This window comes from Melghirimyces algeriensis (genome assembly GCF_900182565.1).
Lineage (GTDB): Bacteria > Bacillota > Bacilli > Thermoactinomycetales > DSM-45169 > Melghirimyces > Melghirimyces algeriensis.
On sequence record NZ_FXTI01000018.1, the window covers coordinates 22,678 to 45,721 of the forward strand.

Consider the following 23,044-nt stretch of genomic DNA (forward strand, 5'->3'; position numbering starts at 1 on the left):
ACATCCGAACAGCAAAGGCAGTGGATGCAAGATACAGGGATGGTCGCATTAAGGACAGAGGCGGGCATTCGCGCCTTTTATCAGGCATGGGCCTCCCAGTTGCAACAGGTGATGGTCCTTGCAGGGGATCGAGACACGTTGCGTCGGTTTGTGGGTGAACAGCAAGAAAAGGCGAACGATGTGGCGTTTTATCTGGCTCTGATGGAGCAGATTACCAGTGATGAACTGACAGAAGAGCAATTTGTGCGACTGCTCCAATCCCACCACCATCAGGTTAAAACTCTTGGGTAAGGGGTGAGGATGGTATGGAACACCCGGTGAAGTCCTTATACCGGAAAATTAAAAACAGAGCAATCAGCCAGGAGGAAGCCATGAAGCAAATGGCGCAACTCTTTTCTTCAGCTCCCATGGTTGAGCCGTTACAACAGTTGCGGGAAATCTTGGCGGATATGCTTCACATAGAGACAGCGGATATTAGCGCAGATGCAGAATGGTTCGAGTTGGGGCTGGATCAGGTGTTGCTCACGCAATTGGCCGATCACCTCCATCAACACTATCATTTGGAGTTGACGCCTGCACAAATCATAGAACAAGGCACCCTAAAAGGGTTGGCTTCCTATATATCCCAGCATGGGAATGATGTACAAAAGGCGCCTGTTTTATACCCCAAAACGGATCAGCTGGGGATCATGACAGTCGATTATCTTAAAAAGTGCTTATCCTCTGTATTGCAAATGCCGGTTGAACGGTTGGATGCGGATGCACCTTTGGAGCACTATGGCATTGATTCTGTTATGATTATGAAACTGACCCGGCAACTGGAGGTGCATTTGGGGCGTTTATCCAAAACGCTGTTTTTTGAATACCAAACGATTCAAGCGTTGGCTGACTATCTGGTACAAGCCCATTCACACAAGCTGATTAAACTGTTTGGCATCGAGGAGACGGCGGCTGCACGGTCATATGACAGGCAGCCGTCGCTATCTTTGAAAGAAAAGGAAAAGTCGATACCCCAGCAGATTGAGACGTCCTCTTTGGCGCAAGAGGATGGGATTGCTGTTATTGGCCTGACCGGACGGTATCCTGGCGCCCAGGATATCAAGCAATTTTGGGAAAACCTGCAAGCAGGAAAAGATAGTATCACTGAAATCAGCCCAGATCGATGGGATTATCGCTTATATTTTGATGAGGACGAGCGTGAACCCGGCAAAACCAACAGCAAATGGGGCGGATTTATTGAGGGTGTCGATCAGTTTGATCCGCTCTTTTTTAATATTTCTCCCCGTGAGGCAGAAGTGCTGGACCCACAGGAACGCCTGTTTTTAGAGTGTGTTTATGAGACGTTGGAGGATGCCGGCTACTCCCCTGAAGCCTTGCGCTCCAACGGTGCGGTAGGGGTATTTGTGGGAGCGATGTATGAGGAGTATCCATTGTATGGCGCCCAGGAACAAGCCAAGGGGCATGGGCTTGTCCTCGGTAGTAACCTGTCGGCGATTGCCAACCGGGTTTCCTATTTTTTTAACTTGACGGGACCGAGCATGGTGGTGAATACCATGTGTTCATCCTCATTAACCTCCCTCCATCTCGCATGTCAAAGCATCGTGCGGGGGGAATGTGAACTGGCGATTGCCGGAGGGGTTAATTTATCGATTCATCCCAATAAGTATTTATTGCTTGGACAAGGGAACTTTGCATCCAGTAATGGCCGGTGCCAAAGTTTTGGGCAGGGGGGAGATGGTTATGTTCCCGGTGAAGGTGTAGGATCGGTGTTATTAAAGCCACTGGCCCAGGCGATTCGCGACCGCGATCATATATATGGTGTGGTTAAGGGCACAGCGGTTAATCATGGCGGTAAGACCAATGGTTATACCGTTCCCAATCCACATGCCCAGGCAAAGGTGATCGGACAGGCCTTAGCGCAAGCAAATGTCCATCCACGAACCCTCACCTATCTTGAAGCACATGGCACGGGAACAGCCCTGGGAGACCCGATAGAAATCACAGGGTTGAAAAAAGCCTTTGATGCTTATACCTCTGATCGTCAGTTTTGCGCCATTGGCTCGGTAAAATCCAATATTGGTCACTGCGAAGGGGCGGCGGGGATTGCAGGATTAACCAAAGTATTATTACAAATGAAGCATAAAAAACGGGTCCCCTCCCTTCATGCCCAGGTCTTAAATCCACATATTGACTTTGACCAGACGCCTTTTAAGGTACAACAAAGCTTAGAAGAGTGGGAACGGCCCGTCGTAGATCTGAATGGGGAGGAAAAAGAATACCCCAGGCGAGCGGGCATTTCAGCCTTTGGGGCAGGTGGTTCCAATGCCCATGTGGTGGTGGAGGAATATATGCAAGAGAAAGCGGTGGATCATCAGGAGGTCCATCCCCTGCACCCGGCTCTCATTGTCCTCTCTGCCAAAGATACCACGGCACTTCAACAGCGAGCCGAACGCTTATTGGCGGCAATTGAATCCTTTCATGACCGCGATTTAAGGGATGTAGCCTTTACACTACAGGTAGGCAGGGAGGCTATGGAAGAGCGATTGGCTTTCACGGCTGTCACCATGGGCGAACTGAAGGAGAAATTGAACGCTTTTTTGGCAGACCGTGAGAGCAACGGGATGTTTCGCGGTGCCGCCCAATCCGGCAAAGCGGTGTTATCCACGATGTCAGCGGATGATGATATGAAGGCCATCATGGAGACCTGGTTGCAAAAGGGGAAATATGATCCGTTGTTGCAACTGTGGGTAAAAGGCCTCCAAGTGGATTGGAATCTGCTTTATCCCAATGGTACACCCTGTCGTGTTAGCCTGCCTACATATCCATTTGCCCGGCAAACATGCTGGTTTTCAGGTACTGAAGAGGGAGGGGATCAACCCACGGCCACTCCATCGCCAAAGGAAGCATCGAACCCTTCCCCCTCTTCTGTAGCCGGATGCATGTATTTGCCAGTTTGGGAAGAGGCACCAGCGATTACCCCTGAACAGCTTCAGCACCAACAGGTTCTCATCGTCTATGAGAAGTCGGCAGCTGCATTAAAAGAGGCGATTATGGATTATTATCAAACAGTTCCTTCTATGCCACGGGTCATACAAATCTGTCTGGGGGATACAACCCGGCAACGTGCTAACGACCATTGGGAGTGTGACATCCATGATGACACCGCCTTCAATCGTTGTTTAGCTGATTGTAGGGCGATTGACGGCCTCTATTATCTGGCGGAACATGCTCCAGTTGATGATCCACTTCATCCCCAGGATGTCAGGCAAAGCCAGATGCGCAATGAGGTGCCATTGTTGCGCCTGTTGAAAGGATTAGATGACAGCCAACCCGTGGATAAGCCGATCGATTGCTATATATTGACTCTGGATAACTATACATTAGGCGAACATCCGGTCAATCCCTATGGCGGAGGGGTCACAGGGCTTGTCTATGCTGCGGCGCAAGGTAACCATCGGTTGCGGATGCGCAATTTGGACCTTTCCTTACGAGATATCCAGGGGGACAAAGCGGACCTCATCAAAAAGGTTGTCAGTGAACCGCCTTCTCACCGTGGTGAAGTGATCAAGCTAAAGCAGGGACGACGTTATCAACAGGTTTTTTATGAAATGGATGATGTGAGGCAACTGAAAACGCAGGGAATTCGAGAAAAAGGAGTTTATGTGATCGTTGGGGGAAGCGGTACCATCGGCCAGATTGTCACCCGTTATCTAACGGCTGACTACGGGGCCCAGGTGGTTTGGATTGGCCGAACATCAGAGGATGATCCGGCGATCCAGGCGAAGATGGCGGCTTTTCAAGGCAGCTCTGGTTCCCTCTCATATATCCAGGCGGATGTAACGGATGAGGCGCAGATGAAGCGGGCAGTACAACGGATAAAAGCGCAGTATCATACTATTCATGGTGCCATCTTTTCGGGGGTGGTGTTTTCTTTTGAAAATGCTATTCGCCAAACGACAGAAGCGGAGTTTTTGGATATTCTCAGTGTGAAAACGGTAGGGAGCTTATCCTTTTATTCGGCTTTTGCAAATGAAGATCTGGATTTTATGCTGTATTTCTCTTCTGGGCAAGCGTATGCTTTTTCAGGTGCTTCCCAGTTTTCGGCTTATGCCGCAGGGGTAACATTTGCAGATGCCTGGGTGCGCAGCCTCAAAAATCGGTCACGCTTTCCGGTGGGGTCCGTCAATTGGGGTTTTTGGCAGTCGTCCGTTGCAGGTACATTTTTAGAAGATCGCACCAGTACATTGGAAGATCGGGAAGGGTTTGACTGCTTTGTCCATAGCGTGGATCTTCTAACCAAGGGTCTGCTTGAACAAAGTCTATCCCTGAAACCGACACCCGCCTTGAAGGAAATGATGAAGGTTCAACCGGGGCGAGTAACGGCTTATCCCCCGACGACGGAACCCATGCTCCATTCATTCTCTGCGAAATGGCCCGATCGAGTTTATCAGGGAGACCGTCAAGAGGGTAACAGGCTGGTAGCTCAGATGGAAGCCAAAGTGGCAGACTTGCTTTTTGTACAGTTGAGCCGTCTCGGTCTTCCGCTAAAAGGCACCACGGTCAACATCGCGGATATCATTAACAACAGCGGTATAACGGCAAAGTATCGGCGTTGGCTGTCTGAGTGTTTACGCATCTTGGCAGATGGTGGCTATATTCACTATAAAGGGAGTCAGGTTACCACGGTTGTGGATGCAGAGCCATTGGAAGCAATTTGGAAGGAATGGCAAGCGACTGTATCCGAATATACCAATCAGCCGGACTGGCAGGTTCAGACCATGCTGTTGGATGCCTGTCTCAGGAAACTGCCCGATATTCTGACGGGTCGGGTTTTGGCGACAGATGTGCTCTTTGCTAATTCATCCATGCAAAGTGTCGAAGGCATCTATAAAGACAATGCCATCGCCGATTATTATAATCATACATTGGCTGATGTTGTGGAGGCCTATATTCAGAGGCGAATCGCTGAACATCCCCTGGAGCGCATTCGGATTATTGAAGCGGGAGCAGGGACTGGGGGAACAAGTGAGGTTGTCTTAAAGCGGATTAAGGAATATGCCTCCCATGTGGACTATGTTTATACTGATATATCCAAATCCTTTCTTCTGTTTGCAGAAGAACAGTATGGGGCAGCTTATCCCAACCTTACCTTTCAAACCTGGAATGTGGAGCAACCGTTGTCAGCGCAAGGGATTGCGGACGGTTCTTATGATATCCTCATTGCCAGTAATGTGCTCCATGCTACCCAAACCATTCGACACACCCTGCAACGGGTGAAAGCGGCCCTCAAACCGAATGGATGGATTCTTTTAAATGAGATGACGCAAAAAAATCTGTTTGCCACAGTGACCTTTGGGCTGTTGGAGGGCTGGTGGCTCTTTCAAGATGACCATTTGCGTATTGAGGGATCCCCATTAATCGCGGATTCAACCTGGCAAAGGGTGATGGAGGAGGAGGGCTTTAGGCAAATCTCCTTCTTGGGGGAGCAAGGCCCCAACAATAGTCAGCGGATTATTGTGGCTGAAAGCGATGGTTGGATTCGACTGCCTGTGGCACAAGAAGTTCAAAGAGAAGAAGAGCCCATGGCATCCATTGATATGCCCCAAGCGGTCGCTAAAGTGGATCGATCGGATGATCAACAGCTGGCCGATTATGTGAAAGATACCATGGTTGAGCAGCTGGCAATCGCCCTTAAGGTGAGCAAAGACCGTATTTCACCGGATGTCGCCTTTTCTGAATATGGAGTGGATTCCATCCTGGGTGTTGCTTTTGTCAATCAGCTGAATGAGGTTTTACAGATCGATTTAAACAGTGCGATTTTGTTCGACTACACATCGGTTCATCGCCTGGCGCAATATATCGCTGATGTGTATCAGGCGCACATTCTGGTACAACTGCATGATGGCAGCCCAAGGCAAGAAGCGCCACAAGAGCCCATCCAGGTAAGTACGGTAAAGCCAAAGCCGGCGCAGACAAGCAATGAGGCCATTGCTGTAGTGGGGATGTCCGGTCAGTTTCCCGATGCGCCGGATGTGCCAACGTTCTGGGATCATCTCCAAAAGGGGCATGATGGGGTGCATGAACTTCCCGCCAGCTACCTGGATCAGGCGCAGTATTATGACAAGGTGAAACAGCCGGGAAAGACCTATTGTAAATGGGGTGGGATTTTAGCGGAGAAAAACGCCTTTGATCCGCTCTTTTTTAATATTTCCCCCCGTGAGGCGGCGTCAATGAGTCCTCACCAACGGCTGATTTTGCAGGAAAGCTGGAAGGCGTTGGAGGATGCCGGGTATAACCCGAAAAAGCTAGCAGAAGCGCCTGTGGGGGTGTTTATCGGGGCGGAACCGGCAAATTACTATCATGAGTCCTTTACAGGTTCTTCGGATGCCATTGTCGCCTCCCGTCTATCCTATTATCTGAACTTGATGGGACCGGCCCTGGTGGTTAATACCGGCTGTTCCTCCTCAGCGGCGGCCATTCATCTCGCCTGTGAAAGCTTGCGCAGGGGGGAGTCTACCATGGCCATTGCCGGTGGAGTCTATGCCAAGCTGGACACCACTTCGCTTGTCGCCCTTTCGGGTATCGACATGATCTCCCCAACGGGCAAATGTTTAACCTTTGATGAAAAAGCAGATGGTACCGTGCTATCAGAGGGCGTGGGGATTGTTGTTTTAAAAACGCTTCAACAGGCTGAGGCAGATGGGGATTCCATTTATGGAGTCATTGCGGGATCGGGTATGAATCAGGACGGAGCCAGCAATGGTCTTACCGCTCCCAATGGTTTGGCCCAGGAGCGGTTGTTGATGGATGTCTATGAACGGCATGATATTCATCCCGGTGATATTTCCTATGTAGAGGCCCATGGAACTGGGACCAAACTGGGTGATCCCATTGAGATGAATGCCTTGATCCGTACCTTTAGGCGGTTTACTCCAAAAAAACATTATTGTGCTATTGGCAGTACCAAATCATCGATCGGACATACCGGAGCGGCTGCTGGTGTCATCGGTTTAATGCGGGTGCTGTTATCGATGGCCCATCGGCAGATTCCCAGTCTAATCAACTTTGACACATTAAATCCGTTGATTGACTTGCAGCACTCCCCCTTCTATATCAACACGGAAACGGTAGAATGGGTTCCCCCTCAGGATCAACCCTTACTTGCGGCGGTAAATTCCTTTGGACACAGCGGAACCAATGTGCATTTGGTTGTACAGGAATATCAGCCAAGCCAGGTGAAGGCATATAAGGAAGAGGGACCTATGATCATTCCATTATCTGCACGAAAGAGGGACCGTTTGCAGGCCTATGCGGAGTCGTTACTGACCTTTCTCAATCAGAAGGAGCAAGAGGGACAGTTGCATCACCTCCAACTGCCATCATTGGCCTATACACTACAAACCGGCCGAGAAGCCATGACAGAGCGGGTGGTGTTCTTGGTCAATGAGATGGACGAGCTTATCAGCGCTTTGACGGACTTCTGTGCAGGAAAGACCCATGCTGGTACCTGGCAGGGACAACAGCAAAAAGGGACAGGCAGCACTGGGCTGCTTGACCGGGATGATGAAGACCGAAAGAAAGCGATAATAGAATGGGCGGCGAAAGGCAAGCTGACTAAGGTCGCACAGGCCTGGGTACAGGGTGTGGATGTAGATTGGGATGTCCTGTATGGTGATGAAAAACCGTTGCGCATCCATTTGCCGGCCTATCCCTTTGCCAAGAAGCATTATGATAGATGGGAAAAAATGGAAAAAGAAACGGAAGCCACACAACGGACTTCCCTTCATCCCCTGCTACAGGAGAATACGTCCAACCTTCAGGGTACACAGTTTCATTCCACGTTTACCGGTAACGAATGCTTCCTTAAGGACCATCTGGTGCAACAGAAACGGATGATGCCGGGAACGGCTTATCTGGAAATGGCCCGTGCCGCAATGGAACAGGTGGCGCAGCCTGGAGAGAGGACCATCTGTCTAAAAAAGATGGTCTGGCTAAAGCCCTTCTTTGTTGACAATGGACCGCAAAGGATGCGTGTCACCCTATCTGCCACACCGGATGGGGAGATCGCCTATGACATGCGTCATGATGCGTCGGACGATATAATTCACCGGGGCCGTGCTGTCTTCCACCAGGCTGAAGAAATCCCCATGTTGGATATCCCGACTCTTAAACAGGTCTGTGATCGACGGGTATGTTCCCGAAACGAGGCATATCAAGCTTATCAAGCGGCTGGGTTAACGTATGGGCCGAGTCACCGGGGAATTGAAGCGTTATATATCGGCGCTGATCAGGTTCTGGCCAGGCTGGAACTCCCCCAAGAGGCGCAACCGACATTGTCCGACTTTATATGGCATCCGGGATTGTTGGATTCGGCTTTACAGGCGGCATTGGGACTGATGGGTACCGAGGGAAATCCTTCCCCCCGCATTCCTTTTGCCCTGGAGGAAGCAGTGATTTATGGACCGTGCGCCCCTCGTATGTGGGCGGTCATCCGGTATAGTGAAGGAAGCAAAGCAGGGGATGCGGTGTTCAAGCTGGATATGGATCTTTGTGATGAGACGGGTCGTCTATGCGCCAGACTAAAGGATTTTTCCCTGAGGTCATTGGATCGGGGGCAGGTAACCCAGGAGGCTGACACCTTGCTATTGGCACCCACCTGGCATGAACAGCTCGCTGACCGAAAGAAGGAAAAGATCCCTGATGAGCAGTCCCTGGTGCTGTTTTGTGGCTTTGAACAGGCGCTTATGACCGCAATGGAAGAGTCTCTTCAGGGCATCGATTATCGCTGGTTGCAATCGGAAAAGGACGGGATTGCAGTACGGTATATGGATTATGCGGAGCAGGTCTTCAAGGTATGGCAATCTATGGTCCAGACTCATCCCAAGCAACGCCAACGGTTACAGCTGGTGATTCCCGCAGTGGATGATCAGCGGTCCCTCAAGGGATTAGCTGCGGTGTTAAAAACCGGTCAATTGGAACATCCGTATATCTTTGGTCAGTTGATTGAGGTGGATGGGCTAACCGATATAGGAGTGGTTTTGGAGGAAAACAGGGACTGCCAGGATCAGCATATCCGCTATAGTCAAGGGCGGCGGTGGGTTTTGGGATGGGATGATATGACTCAGCAGACAACAACTGATGCCCTGCCTTTTAAAGAGAGTGGTACCTATCTGATTACAGGGGGGGCAGGCGGTCTAGGGCTGCTGTTTGCCAAGGAGATTGCCAATCAGGTTGACCGTGCCACAGTGGTTTTGGTGGGGCGCTCACCCTTGGGTCACGCTCAACAAGCAGCCCTAGAGACGATTCACAACATTCGCGTGGTGTATCAATGTGCGGATGTGACGGATGGCAACGCCGTTGAAACGTTAATAAGCCACATCCAACAGCAATATGGTGCCATTCAGGGGATTATTCACAGTGCAGGTGTCGTTCAGGATAGCCTGATCCGCCATAAGACAAAAGCAGAGCTTCAAGCGGTGATGGCACCCAAAGTGGAAGGATTGATCCAATTGGATCAGGCCACCCAATACATGCCGTTGGATTTCTTCCTCTGCTTTTCGTCCGGTTCGGCTGTATGGGGCAGTATTGGGCAGGCGGATTATGCGGCCGCCAATGCGTTTATGGATCACTATATGTATTGGCGCAGTTGTCTGGTGGCAGAAAAACGGCGTAATGGCCGGACGCTCTCCATCAATTGGCCCTTTTGGAAAAACGGAGGCATGAAAATCGATGCATCAACAGAACAAATGATGCGTGGGCAACTGGGCCTGATCCCCTTATTGGATGAAGCGGGTATGCAGGCTTTTTATCGTGCCTTCGCTTTAGAGAAAGCGCAGGTGTTGGTGATGGCAGGGGACGCTGAGCGAATCCGGCAGCGGATGATCACTCCTCCCACAGAACCGGAAACGGTTCAGATTCAAAAGGGCACATCGATTCATCAAGCGCCGGCTTCCAATAATCTGAGGGAGCAGATTGAAGGGGCGCTGTTTGATGTGGTTGCTCAATTGATCCACGTTCAGATGGATGAGTTGGATGCGCATACAGGCCTTGATGAATATGGATTTGACTCCATTACCTTCTCAGAGCTGGCAAACCAGCTAAACCAGCGTTATCAGCTGGAACTGATGCCCACCATTTTCTTTGAGCACAATACATTGCATGATTTGGCCAACTATTTGAGCCATTCTTATCACACGATCTTAGCCCCCCATTTTGAGCCGGAGGAAACCGCGGAGCGTCCCCCCTTGCCGGCATTGGCAGAACAAGCGGCAAACCCGCCCCGCTCTTCTGATGAGAAGGTTGAGTTGGTAGCGACGAACCCCCAGACCAGACAACGGCAAGAAAACAACAACATTGCCATTGTGGGGATAAGCGGGCGTTTCCCAGGGGCACAGGACTTGGATGACTTCTGGGAAAACCTTGTGGCGGGCAAGGATTGTATTACGGAAATCCCAAGCGATCGTTGGGATTGGCGGGATTATGACGGTGATCCTGCCAAAGAGGCGAATAAAACCAATGTGAAATGGGGCGGCTTTATCGACGGGGTGGATCAGTTTGATCCGCTGTTCTTCGGCATCTCCCCGCGCCAGGCTGAGTTAATGGACCCGCAACAACGCCTGCTGATGATGTATGCTTGGAAAGCCATTGAGGATGCAGGTTATGCGCCACAGCGCCTTTCCGGTACAAAGACGGGTATCTTTGTGGGCATGGGATATAGCGGATATGGCGGCGTGATCAAAAAGGCCGACACGGCACTGGAGGGCCATTCAGCTACCGGTATGGCGGCAGCCATGGGTCCCAATCGGATGAGCTACTTCCTGAATATTCATGGACCGAGTGAACCCATCGATACAGCGTGTTCCAGTTCGCTGGTGGCGATTGACCGTGCTGTGAATGCCATTCAAAACGGGTATTGTGATGCGGCCATTGCAGGTGGGGTTAATCTGATGCTGACGCCGGAGTTGCATATCAGCTTTAGCAAGGCCAATATGCTGGCAGAGGATGGGCGCTGTAAAACCTTCTCCGACAAGGCAAATGGGTATGTACGCGGGGAAGGAATCGGCATGATCTTCCTTAAGAAGTTAGAAGATGCTGAGCGTGCAAGGGATCACATCTATGGTGTGATTAAGGGAACAGCAGTCAATCATGGAGGACGGGCCAATTCCTTGACAGCACCCAATCCAAAGGCGCAAAGGGATTTGCTGGTTGATGCCTATCAAAAAGCGGGGATTGATCCCCGTACCATCACCTATATTGAAGCTCATGGAACGGGAACGGAACTGGGTGATCCCATTGAGATCAATGGCTTAAAGGATGCTTTTGCCCATCTGTATGCAGCGACGGGTGAGCCAACGGTGAGAGATGCCCATTGTGGTTTAGGGTCGATTAAATCCAATATTGGGCATCTGGAGTTGGCCGCCGGGATTGCCAGCGTGATTAAGCTCTTATTGCAACTGAAATATAAAAAGCTGGTGAAAAGTTTGCATGCGGATCGGATCAATCCCTATATCCAATTAAAAGAGAGTCCCTTCTATATTGTGCAAAGTAACCGGGATTGGACCGCCCTTAAAGATCGGAGGGGTGAGGAAGTCCCCCGCCGTGCTGGTGTTAGCTCCTTTGGTTTTGGTGGCGTCAATGCGCATGTGGTGATTGAAGAATATCTCCCCTCCAAAAAAGGATCATCTGCTGAGGATGCTCTCCCCCAGGCCCCAGCCATCATCCTCCTGTCGGCAAAGAATGACAGCCGGTTACAAGAGCAGGTCAAAAATTTATGGTTGGCGATTCACAATGGGGACTATGGTGATGAGGTTCTGGCGGATCTAGCCTATACCTTGCAGGTGGGGCGCGATGCCATGGAAGAAAGACTGGGGCTGTTGGTGACGTCCATCCAGGAGCTTCGTGAGAAACTAAAGGATTATCTGGATGGGAAGCAGGGGATTGCCGGCTTGTACAGAGCACAGGCCGTCAAGCAAAAGGGGCCAATGGCCGCCTTACAGGCGGATGATGATTTTCAGGGGACGTTAACCCGTTGGTGGCATAAAGGAAAATACAACCAGTTGGTCCGTATGTGGGTGCATGGGATGCCCATTGACTGGGAAGCGCTGTATACGTCCAAAAGACCCAAACGCATCAGTCTTCCCACCTATCCCTTTGCGCGGGAACGCTACTGGATTAGGGGGACAGAGGGAGTGCAGGTTGCGGCTGAACCTGTCGCCGCCATGGAGAAAAGGATTTTGCGGAAAACATGGCGCCCGGACCCCGTCCAGGGAGAATACAAGCCATTGACAGGGACACTGATCGTTTTTGCCACCATCCCAACGCTTCAGCTGATTGAACCCATGTCGGCGGATCATCCGGACTTGCACATTGTCCCGGTTGTCCATGGTGATGTGACTGATCGGGGGCTGGCAACGGACTTTTACAGCCCGGAGGCTGGCGAGGCGCTCTATCATCAGCTCAAGGAGACGGTTGCGGGGTTGGCTTTTCAAGGAATGATCGATCTGACGGCTTATGATGCGGAATATGAGCAGGATACCCGGATGGAATGGGGCAAAATCGCCTTTTTGCAACATCTGATTGCCCACCATCGGCACACCGGTTGGAAGGTAATGCAGGTTACCTATCGCCTTCAGCGCTGGCAGATGGCACAACCAACCTTACAGGGTGCCCGTCTAGCAGGGTTATATCGGATGTTGGGGGCGGAATATCAGCAAACGCCGTTTATCACCATGGATACCGATTGTACGGCTGATGAACCGCAATGCCTATGGGGGCAAGTGAGGGAGACATTCCATCACCAGACGGGAATTACGGAGGTTTGTTACCGTCAGGGTCAGCGCTTTTCGCCTGAAATGATGGAAGTATCAAAACCGGATGTATCGGTGATAACCAACTTTGGGGAGGAAGATGTGATTTTAATCACGGGAGGTTCCCAAGGGATTGGAGCGCAAATTGCAGAACGGATTGTCCGTCAAGGCGCCAAACATCTGGTGATTATGGGACGAGAGGTCTTGCCGGATCAGTCGATGTGGTCTGAGGTCATCGCCAAGGAGGGGAACAGTTCCCGTGCCCATAAGATTCGTCGCTTAAAATCCCTTGTGGATCAAGGTGTCCAGGTGCATTACGATCATACCCCGTTAACGGATTTTGAGGGTCTAAAGCAGATGGTGAATAACATCCATCAACAGATGGGACCGATTACCGGTGTGTTTCACTGTGCCGGTGTAAAAGGGGAAAATCCCGCCTTTATCAAGAAAACCATCCGGGAAATGCAGGCAGTTTGTGAGCCCAAAATAACAGGGTTAACCCAACTGCACCAAGTGCTGGCAGATGAGCCATTAGCGTTCTTCCTGCTATTTTCATCGGTTGCCAGCGGGTTTCCGCGTTTGGCAGCTGGTCAGAGTGATTATGCGATGGCCAATGGCTATCTGGACTTTTATGCTGCGTATCAAGCAGGTCAAGGACATACCTGTTTTCAGGCCATCCAATGGCCGGCGTGGAAGGAAACGGGCATGGCGGTCGGTGGCATGGAAACTCCGGCATATGCGATGTCTGGGTTGCAATCGCACAGTACGGCGGATGGTTTACACCTGATGGAGATCGTACGGCAGCTTCATGAGCCGGTCTGTATGCCGTGTGTGATTGATCCGGTACGCTTTACACCGGATGAGCTCCTCCGTGTAAAAAGGCCAGTATCCCAGCATCCAACGGTAACCAGAAAGGAAGTGGCTCATCAAGAGGAGGGAAGAACGGTCTTGGCGGAACGTGCCGGGGTGGTGGAATGGCTGAAACTGCTTTTCCAAAAGGAATTGAAGTTGACAAAAACCCTGGATGAGCACACTTCCTTTGCTGAGTACGGGGTGGATTCCATCATCATTGCCCAAATTGTACAAACCATGCAGGAAAGGATCGGTGAGACGCTACCCCCTTCTTTGTTACTGGAACATAATACGATTGTCGCTTTAGCTGATTATCTAATAGAACACCACGGCACGGCTTTTCAGAAAAAAGCAGACAAGGAGGTAAACGTGTCATCCAAGCCGCCTGTTACAGACAAGGTTGTGCCACAGCAGCAAGATGAAATAGCGGTTGTTGGCATTGCCTCGCGATTCCCGGACGCACCGACCAAAGAAGCCTACTGGAAATTACTGAAACAGGGAAAGAGCGCCATACGCCCTGTGCCAAAATCACGCTGGATTGCCAAAAATGGCCGACAGGACTATGGGGGCTGGATTGCAGGTGTGGACCAATTTGATCCCGATTTCTTTCAAATCCACCCGGATGATGCCGCGATCATGGACCCGCAGGCACGTCTGCTTTTGGAAGAAAGCCTTAAAACGATCTATGATGCCGGTTATGATCATCGTGATTTGCGCGGACAAGCAGTGGGGGTCTATATCGGTGGACGCTCACAACCGGTGGCGCCGGTGGATCGGATTTTACAGTCTGCCAATCCGATCTTGGGAATGGGTCAAAACTATCTTGCAGCCAATATCTCTCAGTTTTTTGATTTTAGAGGGCCCAGTCTGGTGGTAGATACCGCCTGTTCCTCAGGCATGACCGGTTTGTCACTGGCAGCGGATGCCCTGCGCGCCGGTCGAATTGATATGGCGTTGGTTGGCGCCGTCAGCCTGTTGTTAAGTCCGATGGCCCATGATGCCTTCGCGGCTCGAAACATCTTAAGTCAAAATGGTCGGTTTGAGATTTTTGACAAGCAGTCCACGGGGGAAGTGTTGGGAGAAGGGGTTGGCGTGGTAATGGTGAAACGGTTATCGGATGCCATCCGGGATGGCAATTCCATCTATGGGGTGGTGAAAGGCATTGCTGTCAATAATGATGGGCGCACGCTAGGACCGGGTTCTCCCAGTCTGCAGGCCCAGAAGCAGGTGATGAAAGAAGCGTTGGTACAAAGTGGGAAGCAACCGCATGAAATTGGCTATATTGAGGTGAATGGAGGTGGAACACCCATCATGGATACCATTGAAATCAAGGCCTTGTCTGAAGCGTATGATCTTACCGATCAGGATCTGGGCACCGTCTATTTGGGGGCCACAAAACCCCATATCGGTCATTTGCTTCTGGCATCGGGAATGGCCAGCTTTATTCGCTGTCTCTTAAGTGTCTATCATGGGGAAATTCCGCCCTTCCTATCTGCCAAGGCGCCTTTTGACCACTATGACTTTAACCGGTCGCGCATTCAGTTTAACCGGGAACCCGTGGCGTGGCCAATGCCGGCTAACCAGGAACGGACGGCTGCTTTAAGTTCATTTCCGGACGGGGGAACCAACTATCATGTCATCATCGAATCCTTTCCATCCGGTAAAGATGTCCGTCTTTCCCCTAAAGCACCTCCGGTTTTACAGCACAGACAGATCACCGGTGTAGACTGTGAGGGGGAAAAAGCCAAACAGGATGATGTACGCCCTGTACGGAATGTCTGGGGGGAGATCCGATGACAAAAGTATTTCGTCTGACGCTGCCGGTGGACCATCCCATTATCCAGCATCACACGGTATATGATCAGCCATTGCTTCCCGGTCTTGCCTATATTGATCTTTTGTATCAATTGGCGGATCGGCTGGGTTTGGGGCATAGGGAATATATGTTAAAGCGTTTGTCGATCTTAAATCCCTTAACCGTTCGTGCCGATCGGCCGGTTCCGCTTAAGATCACCTTTGAAGCAACTGCAAGTCATTGGAAAATACGGGTGGAAAGTGAGTACCAAAAGGAACAGGACAATGTGGTGTATATCACGGCGGAATTGCATCCTGAAACGGTATCCTTTGCGGAGGCCATCGATTTGGAAGGCCTTCAAAAGACGGCCGCCCGCCATTTCAACATAGAAAAGGTGTATAAAGAGGCACGCAGGCAGGGACTGGTTCATGGCGGGGCCATAAAAGCCCAAGGTGATGTTTATCAGGATGATCATGGGGTCCTCATGACCCTAAAGGTGGATGAGGCTCATCAGCAGGAGGCTGATGGGTATCTGTTTCATCCCGCCCTCATGGATGGTTCAGCCATGGTGGCAGGTGTGCTTTGGGAACAGCCGGGCCAGGGGGATGATCTCTATTTGCCCTTGCACTATGCCTCATTTTATTGCACCGCACCTTTACAGACAGAAGGGCATGTAAGAGCACTGGCCTCCTCGGTGAAAAAGGTGAATGACATTTGTACACTGGATATGGCCTTTTATGACGATGAGGGGAAACAGATTGGACAGCTTCTGGGGGTTACCAGCAAAAAAATCCGGGCCAAAGGGCAGATCAATGTTGCTATACAAGAAGAGGGCCGGCCATCGCCTGCGGTAAAACAGGTGGTAACAGACCAATCGAAGCACCAGAGAAAGGCGAGTGGCAGGGAAGCCTCATTTGAGCGTATGTTGCGGAATATTTTTGCCCGTCATATGAATACATCGCCGTCAGAGGTGCGCACGGACCAGGGCTATTTTGAGCTGGGTCTACAATCATCCCAGCTGCTGGGTGTGATGCAGGAAGTGGAGGTTGAGCTGGCGGTGACTCTCAGCCCCACACTGTTGTTTGAATATGCCACGATCCAGGAGTTGTCCCTTTATCTTGCCGAACATGTCGCCTTGCCACCCGGTTGGGAAGAGGGGGAGGATGATCAGGAGTCACGGGATGAAGAGGCTAACGCTCCGGCGTTGGTAGCAAAGGCACAACCAAAGGGTACCATGGAGGAGCAGAATGAAGATATTGCGATTATCGGTATGGCGGGACGCTTTCCCGGTGCGGCGAATATCGCGGAGTTTTGGGCGAATTTAGTAGCCGGAAAGGACTGCATTACTGAAGTGCCGCCATCCCGCTGGGACTGGAAGCAGTTTCGCCATCTTACGTCTCCGTCGGGAAAGCCCATTTCCCGGTGGGGTGGCTTTATCGATGATGTAGATTGCTTTGATCCCTATTTTTTTAGCATCGCCCCACGGGAAGCGGAAATTCTTGATCCCCAGGAACGGTTGTTTTTGGAGGTATCCTGGGAGTGTATGGAAGATGCGGGCTATGTCCCGCAAACACTGGCGACCGGAGGGGAGATTAATCAGTCGCGTCCTGTTGGGGTGTTTGTCGGTGTGATGCATAAGGATTACACCCTGATTGGGGCGGAAGCGGCAGCCAAGGGGATGCCGATTCCACTTTCTCTTAACTATGCACCGATTGCCAATCGGGTGTCATACTTTTGCAATTTCAGCGGTCCCAGCATGGCCATTGATACGGTCTGCTCCTCCTCCCTGGTTTCGGTACATCTGGCCATTGACAGCATTCGTAAAGGGGAGAGTGACGTAGCCTTGGCCGGAGGGGTGAACTTATCGCTTCATCCCAATAAATATCTGACCTATGGCATGGCAAATATGCATGCGTCAGATGGCTACTGCCATTCCTTTGGCAAGGGTGGAGATGGGTATGTATCCAGTGACGGGGTGGGGGTGGTGTTGTTAAAACCCCTTTCCCAGGCGATTCAGGATCAGGACCACATTTATGCTGTCATTAAGGGAAGCTCTATTAACCACGGCGGGAGAGCCAGTGGGATTACAGTGCCCAATCCGGTGGCACAGGGGGATTTGATTGCTTCCTGTCTTGCCGGAACGAATATTAATCCACGTACCATCAGCTATGTGGAAGCCCATGGTACAGGAACCTCATTGGGTGATCCCATTGAGATTCAAGGGTTGATCAGAGCCTATCGCCAATACACATCGGAAAAGCAATATTGTGCCATTGGGTCGGTGAAATCCAACATTGGACATGCGGAATCAGCAGCGGGCATTAGTGGCTTGATCAAAAATGCGCTGCAACTCTATCATCAAACGCTGGTCTCCTCATTGCATGCAGAAGAATGTAATCCCTATATTCGCTTTGCAGAGTCCCCCTTTTATGTACAACAAAAAACAGAATGCTGGAATCAACCCACTATCACACAAGGGGAGGAGACAATCACTTTGCCACGCAGAGCGGGCCTTAGCTCCTTTGGTGCGACAGGAACCAATGTGCATATCATTATGGAGGAAGGTCCTGTCCCGATGCCACAGACGGCATCTCATCAGAAAGTGCTGGTGCCGCTGTCTGCGAAAAGTGAAGAACGGCTTCATGCTTATGGGCAGAAATTGCTGGACTATCTCAATCAGCTGGAGGATGATGACTGTCTGAATATGGCGGATCTGGCCTATACGCTTCAGGTTGGACGGGTAGCATTGGAAGAACGTGTGGCTTTCATTGTAAAAGACCCAGATGACTTCAAACAGAAGCTGGCAAGTTTTTTGACGGGTGAAGAAAAGAAGCCGGGAATCTATCGGGGTCATAACCAACAAAAGGGCGAGTTATTGTCCTTGTTGGCTGAGGATGAAGATGGACAGGATGTGGTGCGAAAATGGCAGAAAAAGGGCAAACTCAGTCATATTGCCCGGTTATGGGTAAGTGGCATGGATGTGGACTGGAATGGGTTTTATCCCCAAGATCAGCCCCATCGCTTAAGTCTGCCAACGTACCCCTTTACGCGGGATCGATTCTGGATACCAACCGTCCCAAGTACCACCCAGGAAGCCACATTCCTTCATCCGTTGTTGCATCAGAATACGTCGGATTTTTCCGGGGTGCGATTTAGCTCCCGTTTTACGGGAAGGGAGCTGCTTCCAAGTGAGTATATGGTTAAGGGACAACCGGCTTTACCTGTCACCGCTTTGATTGAAATGGTTCAAGAGGCCATTCTACAGGCAGGGGGAGAGGAAATAAGAGAGATTACACAGGTGGTGCTCAATGAGGTAACCTGTCTGGATCCTCTGCCCATTGACGCCTCCCCGCTCAAGGTTCATCTGCGGCTATTTATGAATGAGAAAGATGGAATTCACTTTGATATGACCCGTGGCACCCACCCGGATGAACCCGTCTGCCAGGGTCAGGCCCTTACCCGCTTGCCGTTGGAGCCGCCCATTGTGGATATTCAAGCGCTGGTCGCCAACAGCCAGGAAAGTGACAGGGATCTGGAACAGCCCTTAAGATCAGCGGGCCTGGCCTGTGGCCCAGGCTATCAAGTGATCGAACAGGTATATCAGGGAACGGACCAGTTGGTGCTGAAAATCCACCTCCCTCCTGCTGCCCAGCAATTGCAAGAGCATCTGACAACCCATCCTGTCCTACTAAATGCCGCTTTACAGGCTGCTTGGGTTACCTTAGTGGATGCTGGTTTTCAGGATATGCCACTTTTTATACAGAGTGAAACCATTGAATATTTCCATATGGATGAGCCTGCATGGGCGGTGATCACACCCAGTCATCACACACCAGGGAAGTGGGATACCCAGCTTTGTGCAGCGGATGGGCGTGTCTGTGTACGCATGACCGGCATTCATTGGGTAAGTAAAGAAGGACACCATGTGAAGGGGACGGATGTCTTATCGGGATCGACCGGTGATGAGGTGGTAATGGTGTCCCCGGCCTATGAATCGCAAATGGATCATTTGCAACGCTTACTGCCAAAGATCCCCCCGCCTGCTGTGGAGCGAATTTATACGCCAAAAGGACAGAAGGAGGACGCAGAGAGACTGCAGGAGCGTTTACAAACCGCCTTGATTCAATCAGCTGCCCGGACATTGGGCGTTCAGACCGCGGATGTGGATATCCATGGGCATTTAAATGATTATGGCTTAGATCCGGTAAGTATGCAGGCGTTTATCGCCGCATTTCATCAACAAACGTCCCTTGAATTAGATATGGACATGATTGTTGAACACCAAACCATTCACAATATGGTGATGGCCTGGGTCAAGCAATATAAAGAGGGCACGCTGATCGTCAATGATGCGATCTTTTCATGAGTCAGGAGGTTTGGATATGGGAGAGTTGGAACGGCTGTTTTGTGAACTGCTCTGGCGACAATTGCAGTCAATGGGCTTGTTTACAGCCAAACGGTTTGATTTGACGGATTTGGCAGAAGCGTACGGATTGCGTGAACATTATCAACGGTGGTTGGAGACGAGTATCCGTTTTTTAGCTGAAAGGCAGTTTCTGACATGGGATGGTCAAACGGGTGTTGTGAAGGACCCTGCTCCGCGCCCGATGGATACCGTGTGGAAGGAATGGGATGAACAAAAACAGCCCTGGTTAGCGGAAGCCAATACGCGGGCACAGGTAGTTCTAGTTGAGACGATGATGCGCGCGTTGCCAGACATTCTCACAGGAAAGAAGCTGGCAACGGATATTATGTTCCCCCAATCTTCCTTTGAGTTGGTGGAAGGGATCTATCAAAACAATGTGGTGGTGGATTATTTTAACGATGTCCTGGCAGCCATGTTGGTTAACTATTGCGATTTATTGCGCCAGCAACACCCAACCGCAAAGATCAACATATTGGAGATTGGAGCAGGGACCGGTGGCACCAGTGCGGGGATCTTTCAAAAGTTGACTCCCTATCAGGAGGCGATTGGAGAGTATTGCTATACGGATATTTCCAAGGCTTTTTTGCTTTTTGCGGAAAAAGCCTTTTATAAAGATTATCCATATACAACCTATCGCACGCTCAATATTGAGAAGCCCGTTACACAGCAGGGCTTTCAGCCGGGCAGTTATGATGTGGTGGTGGCGGCGAATGTGCTTCATGCCACCCGCAATATAAAGCAAACCCTGGTCCATACAAAATCCCTGTTGCGTCAGAATGGGCTACTATTGATCAATGAAATTAGCCAGCTCTCTCTCTTTACGCATTTAACCTTTGGTCTGACCGATGGCTGGTGGCTGTATGATGATAATACCTTGCGCATCCCTGGTTGTCCGGGACTGTATCCTGATACATGGCAGAAGGTATTGGAAGAGGAAGGGTTCCGTTCTGTTTTGTTCCCGGCCGAGGCGTCCCATGATCTGGGGCAACAAATTATAGCAGCGGAAAGTGACGGTGTGATCCGGTTCACGCAGCTCCCAGTCCAGCCTTTGCAGAAAAAGGAACAGCAGGACAAGAAAACGGTGAAGCTACCGGCATCTGCCACAGGGGTGGAAGAGCATATTGCCGGTGTGATCCTGGAGCAGGTGGCCAGCGCCCTCAAAATGGATCAGGAAAAGGTGGATAAAGACAAGTCTTTTGCTGATTATGGCGTTGATTCCATTATTGGTGTGCGCCTGATTCAGGCGCTGAATGAAGCCTTGGGGATTGAATTGCAGACGACGGATTTGTTTGACTATACATCGGTCAAGCTGTTAACGGACTATATCACGGCGAACTATACAGAGGAGATTGCCGTCGCGGTTGCGGTGGATTCACCGCAGGAAGAGAAGGATATTCAGGCAGTCAAACAGCCAGCTCCTCCTAAAATCAAGTCAAACGGTTATGCCAAACGGTCGGCAATCCCCTCAAGCCAGTCGGATCAACCGTCAAATGGCAAAGTACCCATTGCCATTATTGGGATGAGCGGCCGTTTCCCCCAGGCCCCAACGGTGGATGCCTTGTGGCAACATCTTATCAAGGGAGAAAATCTGGTGGGTAAGGTGAAACGCTGGGATTTGTCCCAGTATCATGCTGAAGGGGCCGCTTATTGTAATTATGGAGCTTATTTGGAGGATATTGACCAGTTTGATCCGCTCTTTTTTAATATTTCAGGTTTGGAAGCCACCTATATGGATCCGCAACAACGGCTGTTTCTGGAAGAAGCCTGGAAGGCCATGGAAGATGCCGGTTATGTTGGTGACAGTGTCAAAGGGCGCCGCTGTGGGGTTTATGTTGGCTGCGGAGGTGGGGATTATACCTCTTTATTTATGGATTCACCCCCGCCTCAAGCCCTGTGGGGCGCTTTAAATTCGGCGATTCCCGCCCGTATCGCCTATCTGCTAAACCTGAAAGGGCCGGCGGTTGCCGTTGATACAGCCTGTTCCAGCTCCTTGGTGGCGCTGCATATGTCCTGCCAAAGCTTATGGTCGGGGGAAACGGAGATGGTGTTGGCTGGGGGTGTTTATATTAACAATACACCGCAGTACCATCTTTTGGCGGATACAGCAGGGATGCTGTCGCCACAGGGGCGCTGTTTTACTTTTGATGACCGTGCCGATGGGATGGTACCGGGTGAGGCGGTAGGTGCGGTGGTGTTAAAACGCCTTGATGATGCCATCCAGGATGGGGATCATATCTACGGCGTCATTCGGGGGTCAGGCATGAATCAGGATGGCACGACCAATGGGATTACGGCGCCCAGCCTGCGATCGCAACAGCAATTGGAAGAGTCGGTTTATGAGACATTTGATATTCACCCGGAAGGAATTCAGATGGTAGAGGCACACGGAACAGGGACCAAATTGGGGGACCCGATTGAGTTTCACGCCTTAAACCGGTCGTTTCGTTCCTATACGGATAAGAAATCCTATTGTGCCCTTGGTTCCATTAAGACCAATATTGGTCATACACAGCTGGCCGCAGGGATCTCTGGGCTGATTAAAATTCTGCTGGCTTTATCGCATAAGAAAATACCGCCATCGCTTCATTTTGAGAAAGAAAACGCCAATATTCAATTGCAGGACAGTCCCTTTTTTGTGAATACACAACCCAAAGCATGGGAGGTGGAACCGGGGGTTAAACGGCGGGCCGCTCTCAGTTCCTTTGGGGCGACGGGTACCAATGCCCATATGGTGATTGAAGAGGCACCAGAGGTGATTCGGGAGCATCCAGAGAAGCCGGCTTATCTGTTTGTTCTATCCGCCCGCACGGAGGAGCGCCTACATAAACAGGTGGAGCAGTTTATCACTTATTGTGAAGGTGTGGAATCTGAAGATTGCGGTAATATCAGCTATACCCTTTTATTTGGTCGCCAACATTTTAAATACCGTCTTGCCTGTGTGGCTCCTGATTTAGCAGTCGCCCGACAGGCATTATATTCCTGGACTCAAGAGGGTCAGGCATCCGGTGTCTATGTTGCTGAAAAACAAGAGCAACAGGAAAAGCCAGCCTTTAAGCAAATGGGTAATCAATGCATCCGCCAGTGCCAAGCAAACCATGAAGAGTATATGGACAACCTGAGGGCGGTGGCGGATTTGTTTGTTCAGGGGTATGAACTGGATTATCC

General features: G+C 50.7%; 3 protein-coding genes and 3 pseudogenes. All 6 read left to right on the forward strand.

Annotated elements, in window-relative coordinates; all coding sequences use genetic code 11:
• The first annotated feature begins 371 nt into the window (after window positions 1–371).
• Entirely contained in the window at window positions 372–15,455 is a 15,084-nt protein-coding gene (locus tag FN782_RS16230) for an SDR family NAD(P)-dependent oxidoreductase (RefSeq protein ID WP_185956388.1), read from the forward strand.
• Window positions 15,452–16,246 (forward strand): annotated as a pseudogene (locus FN782_RS17570) (polyketide synthase dehydratase domain-containing protein); the annotation flags it as partial. The gene FN782_RS16230 and the pseudogene FN782_RS17570, both read left to right, overlap by 4 nt.
• A 123-nt stretch (window positions 16,247–16,369) precedes the next feature.
• Window positions 16,370–18,454 (forward strand): annotated as a pseudogene (locus FN782_RS17575) (type I polyketide synthase); the annotation flags it as partial.
• Between the two features lie 117 nt (window positions 18,455–18,571).
• Window positions 18,572–19,357 (forward strand): annotated as a pseudogene (locus FN782_RS17580) (polyketide synthase dehydratase domain-containing protein); the annotation flags it as partial.
• A 96-nt stretch (window positions 19,358–19,453) separates the two neighbouring features.
• Window positions 19,454–19,819: an acyl carrier protein gene (locus FN782_RS17585; RefSeq protein ID WP_425462724.1), complete on the forward strand. Its 366-nt coding sequence runs from the start codon at window positions 19,454–19,456 to the stop codon at window positions 19,817–19,819.
• Window positions 19,820–19,835: 16 nt separating this feature from the next.
• A partial coding sequence (locus FN782_RS16240; RefSeq protein WP_185956389.1) for a beta-ketoacyl synthase N-terminal-like domain-containing protein occupies window positions 19,836–23,044 on the forward strand: 3,209 nt, incomplete at its 3' end.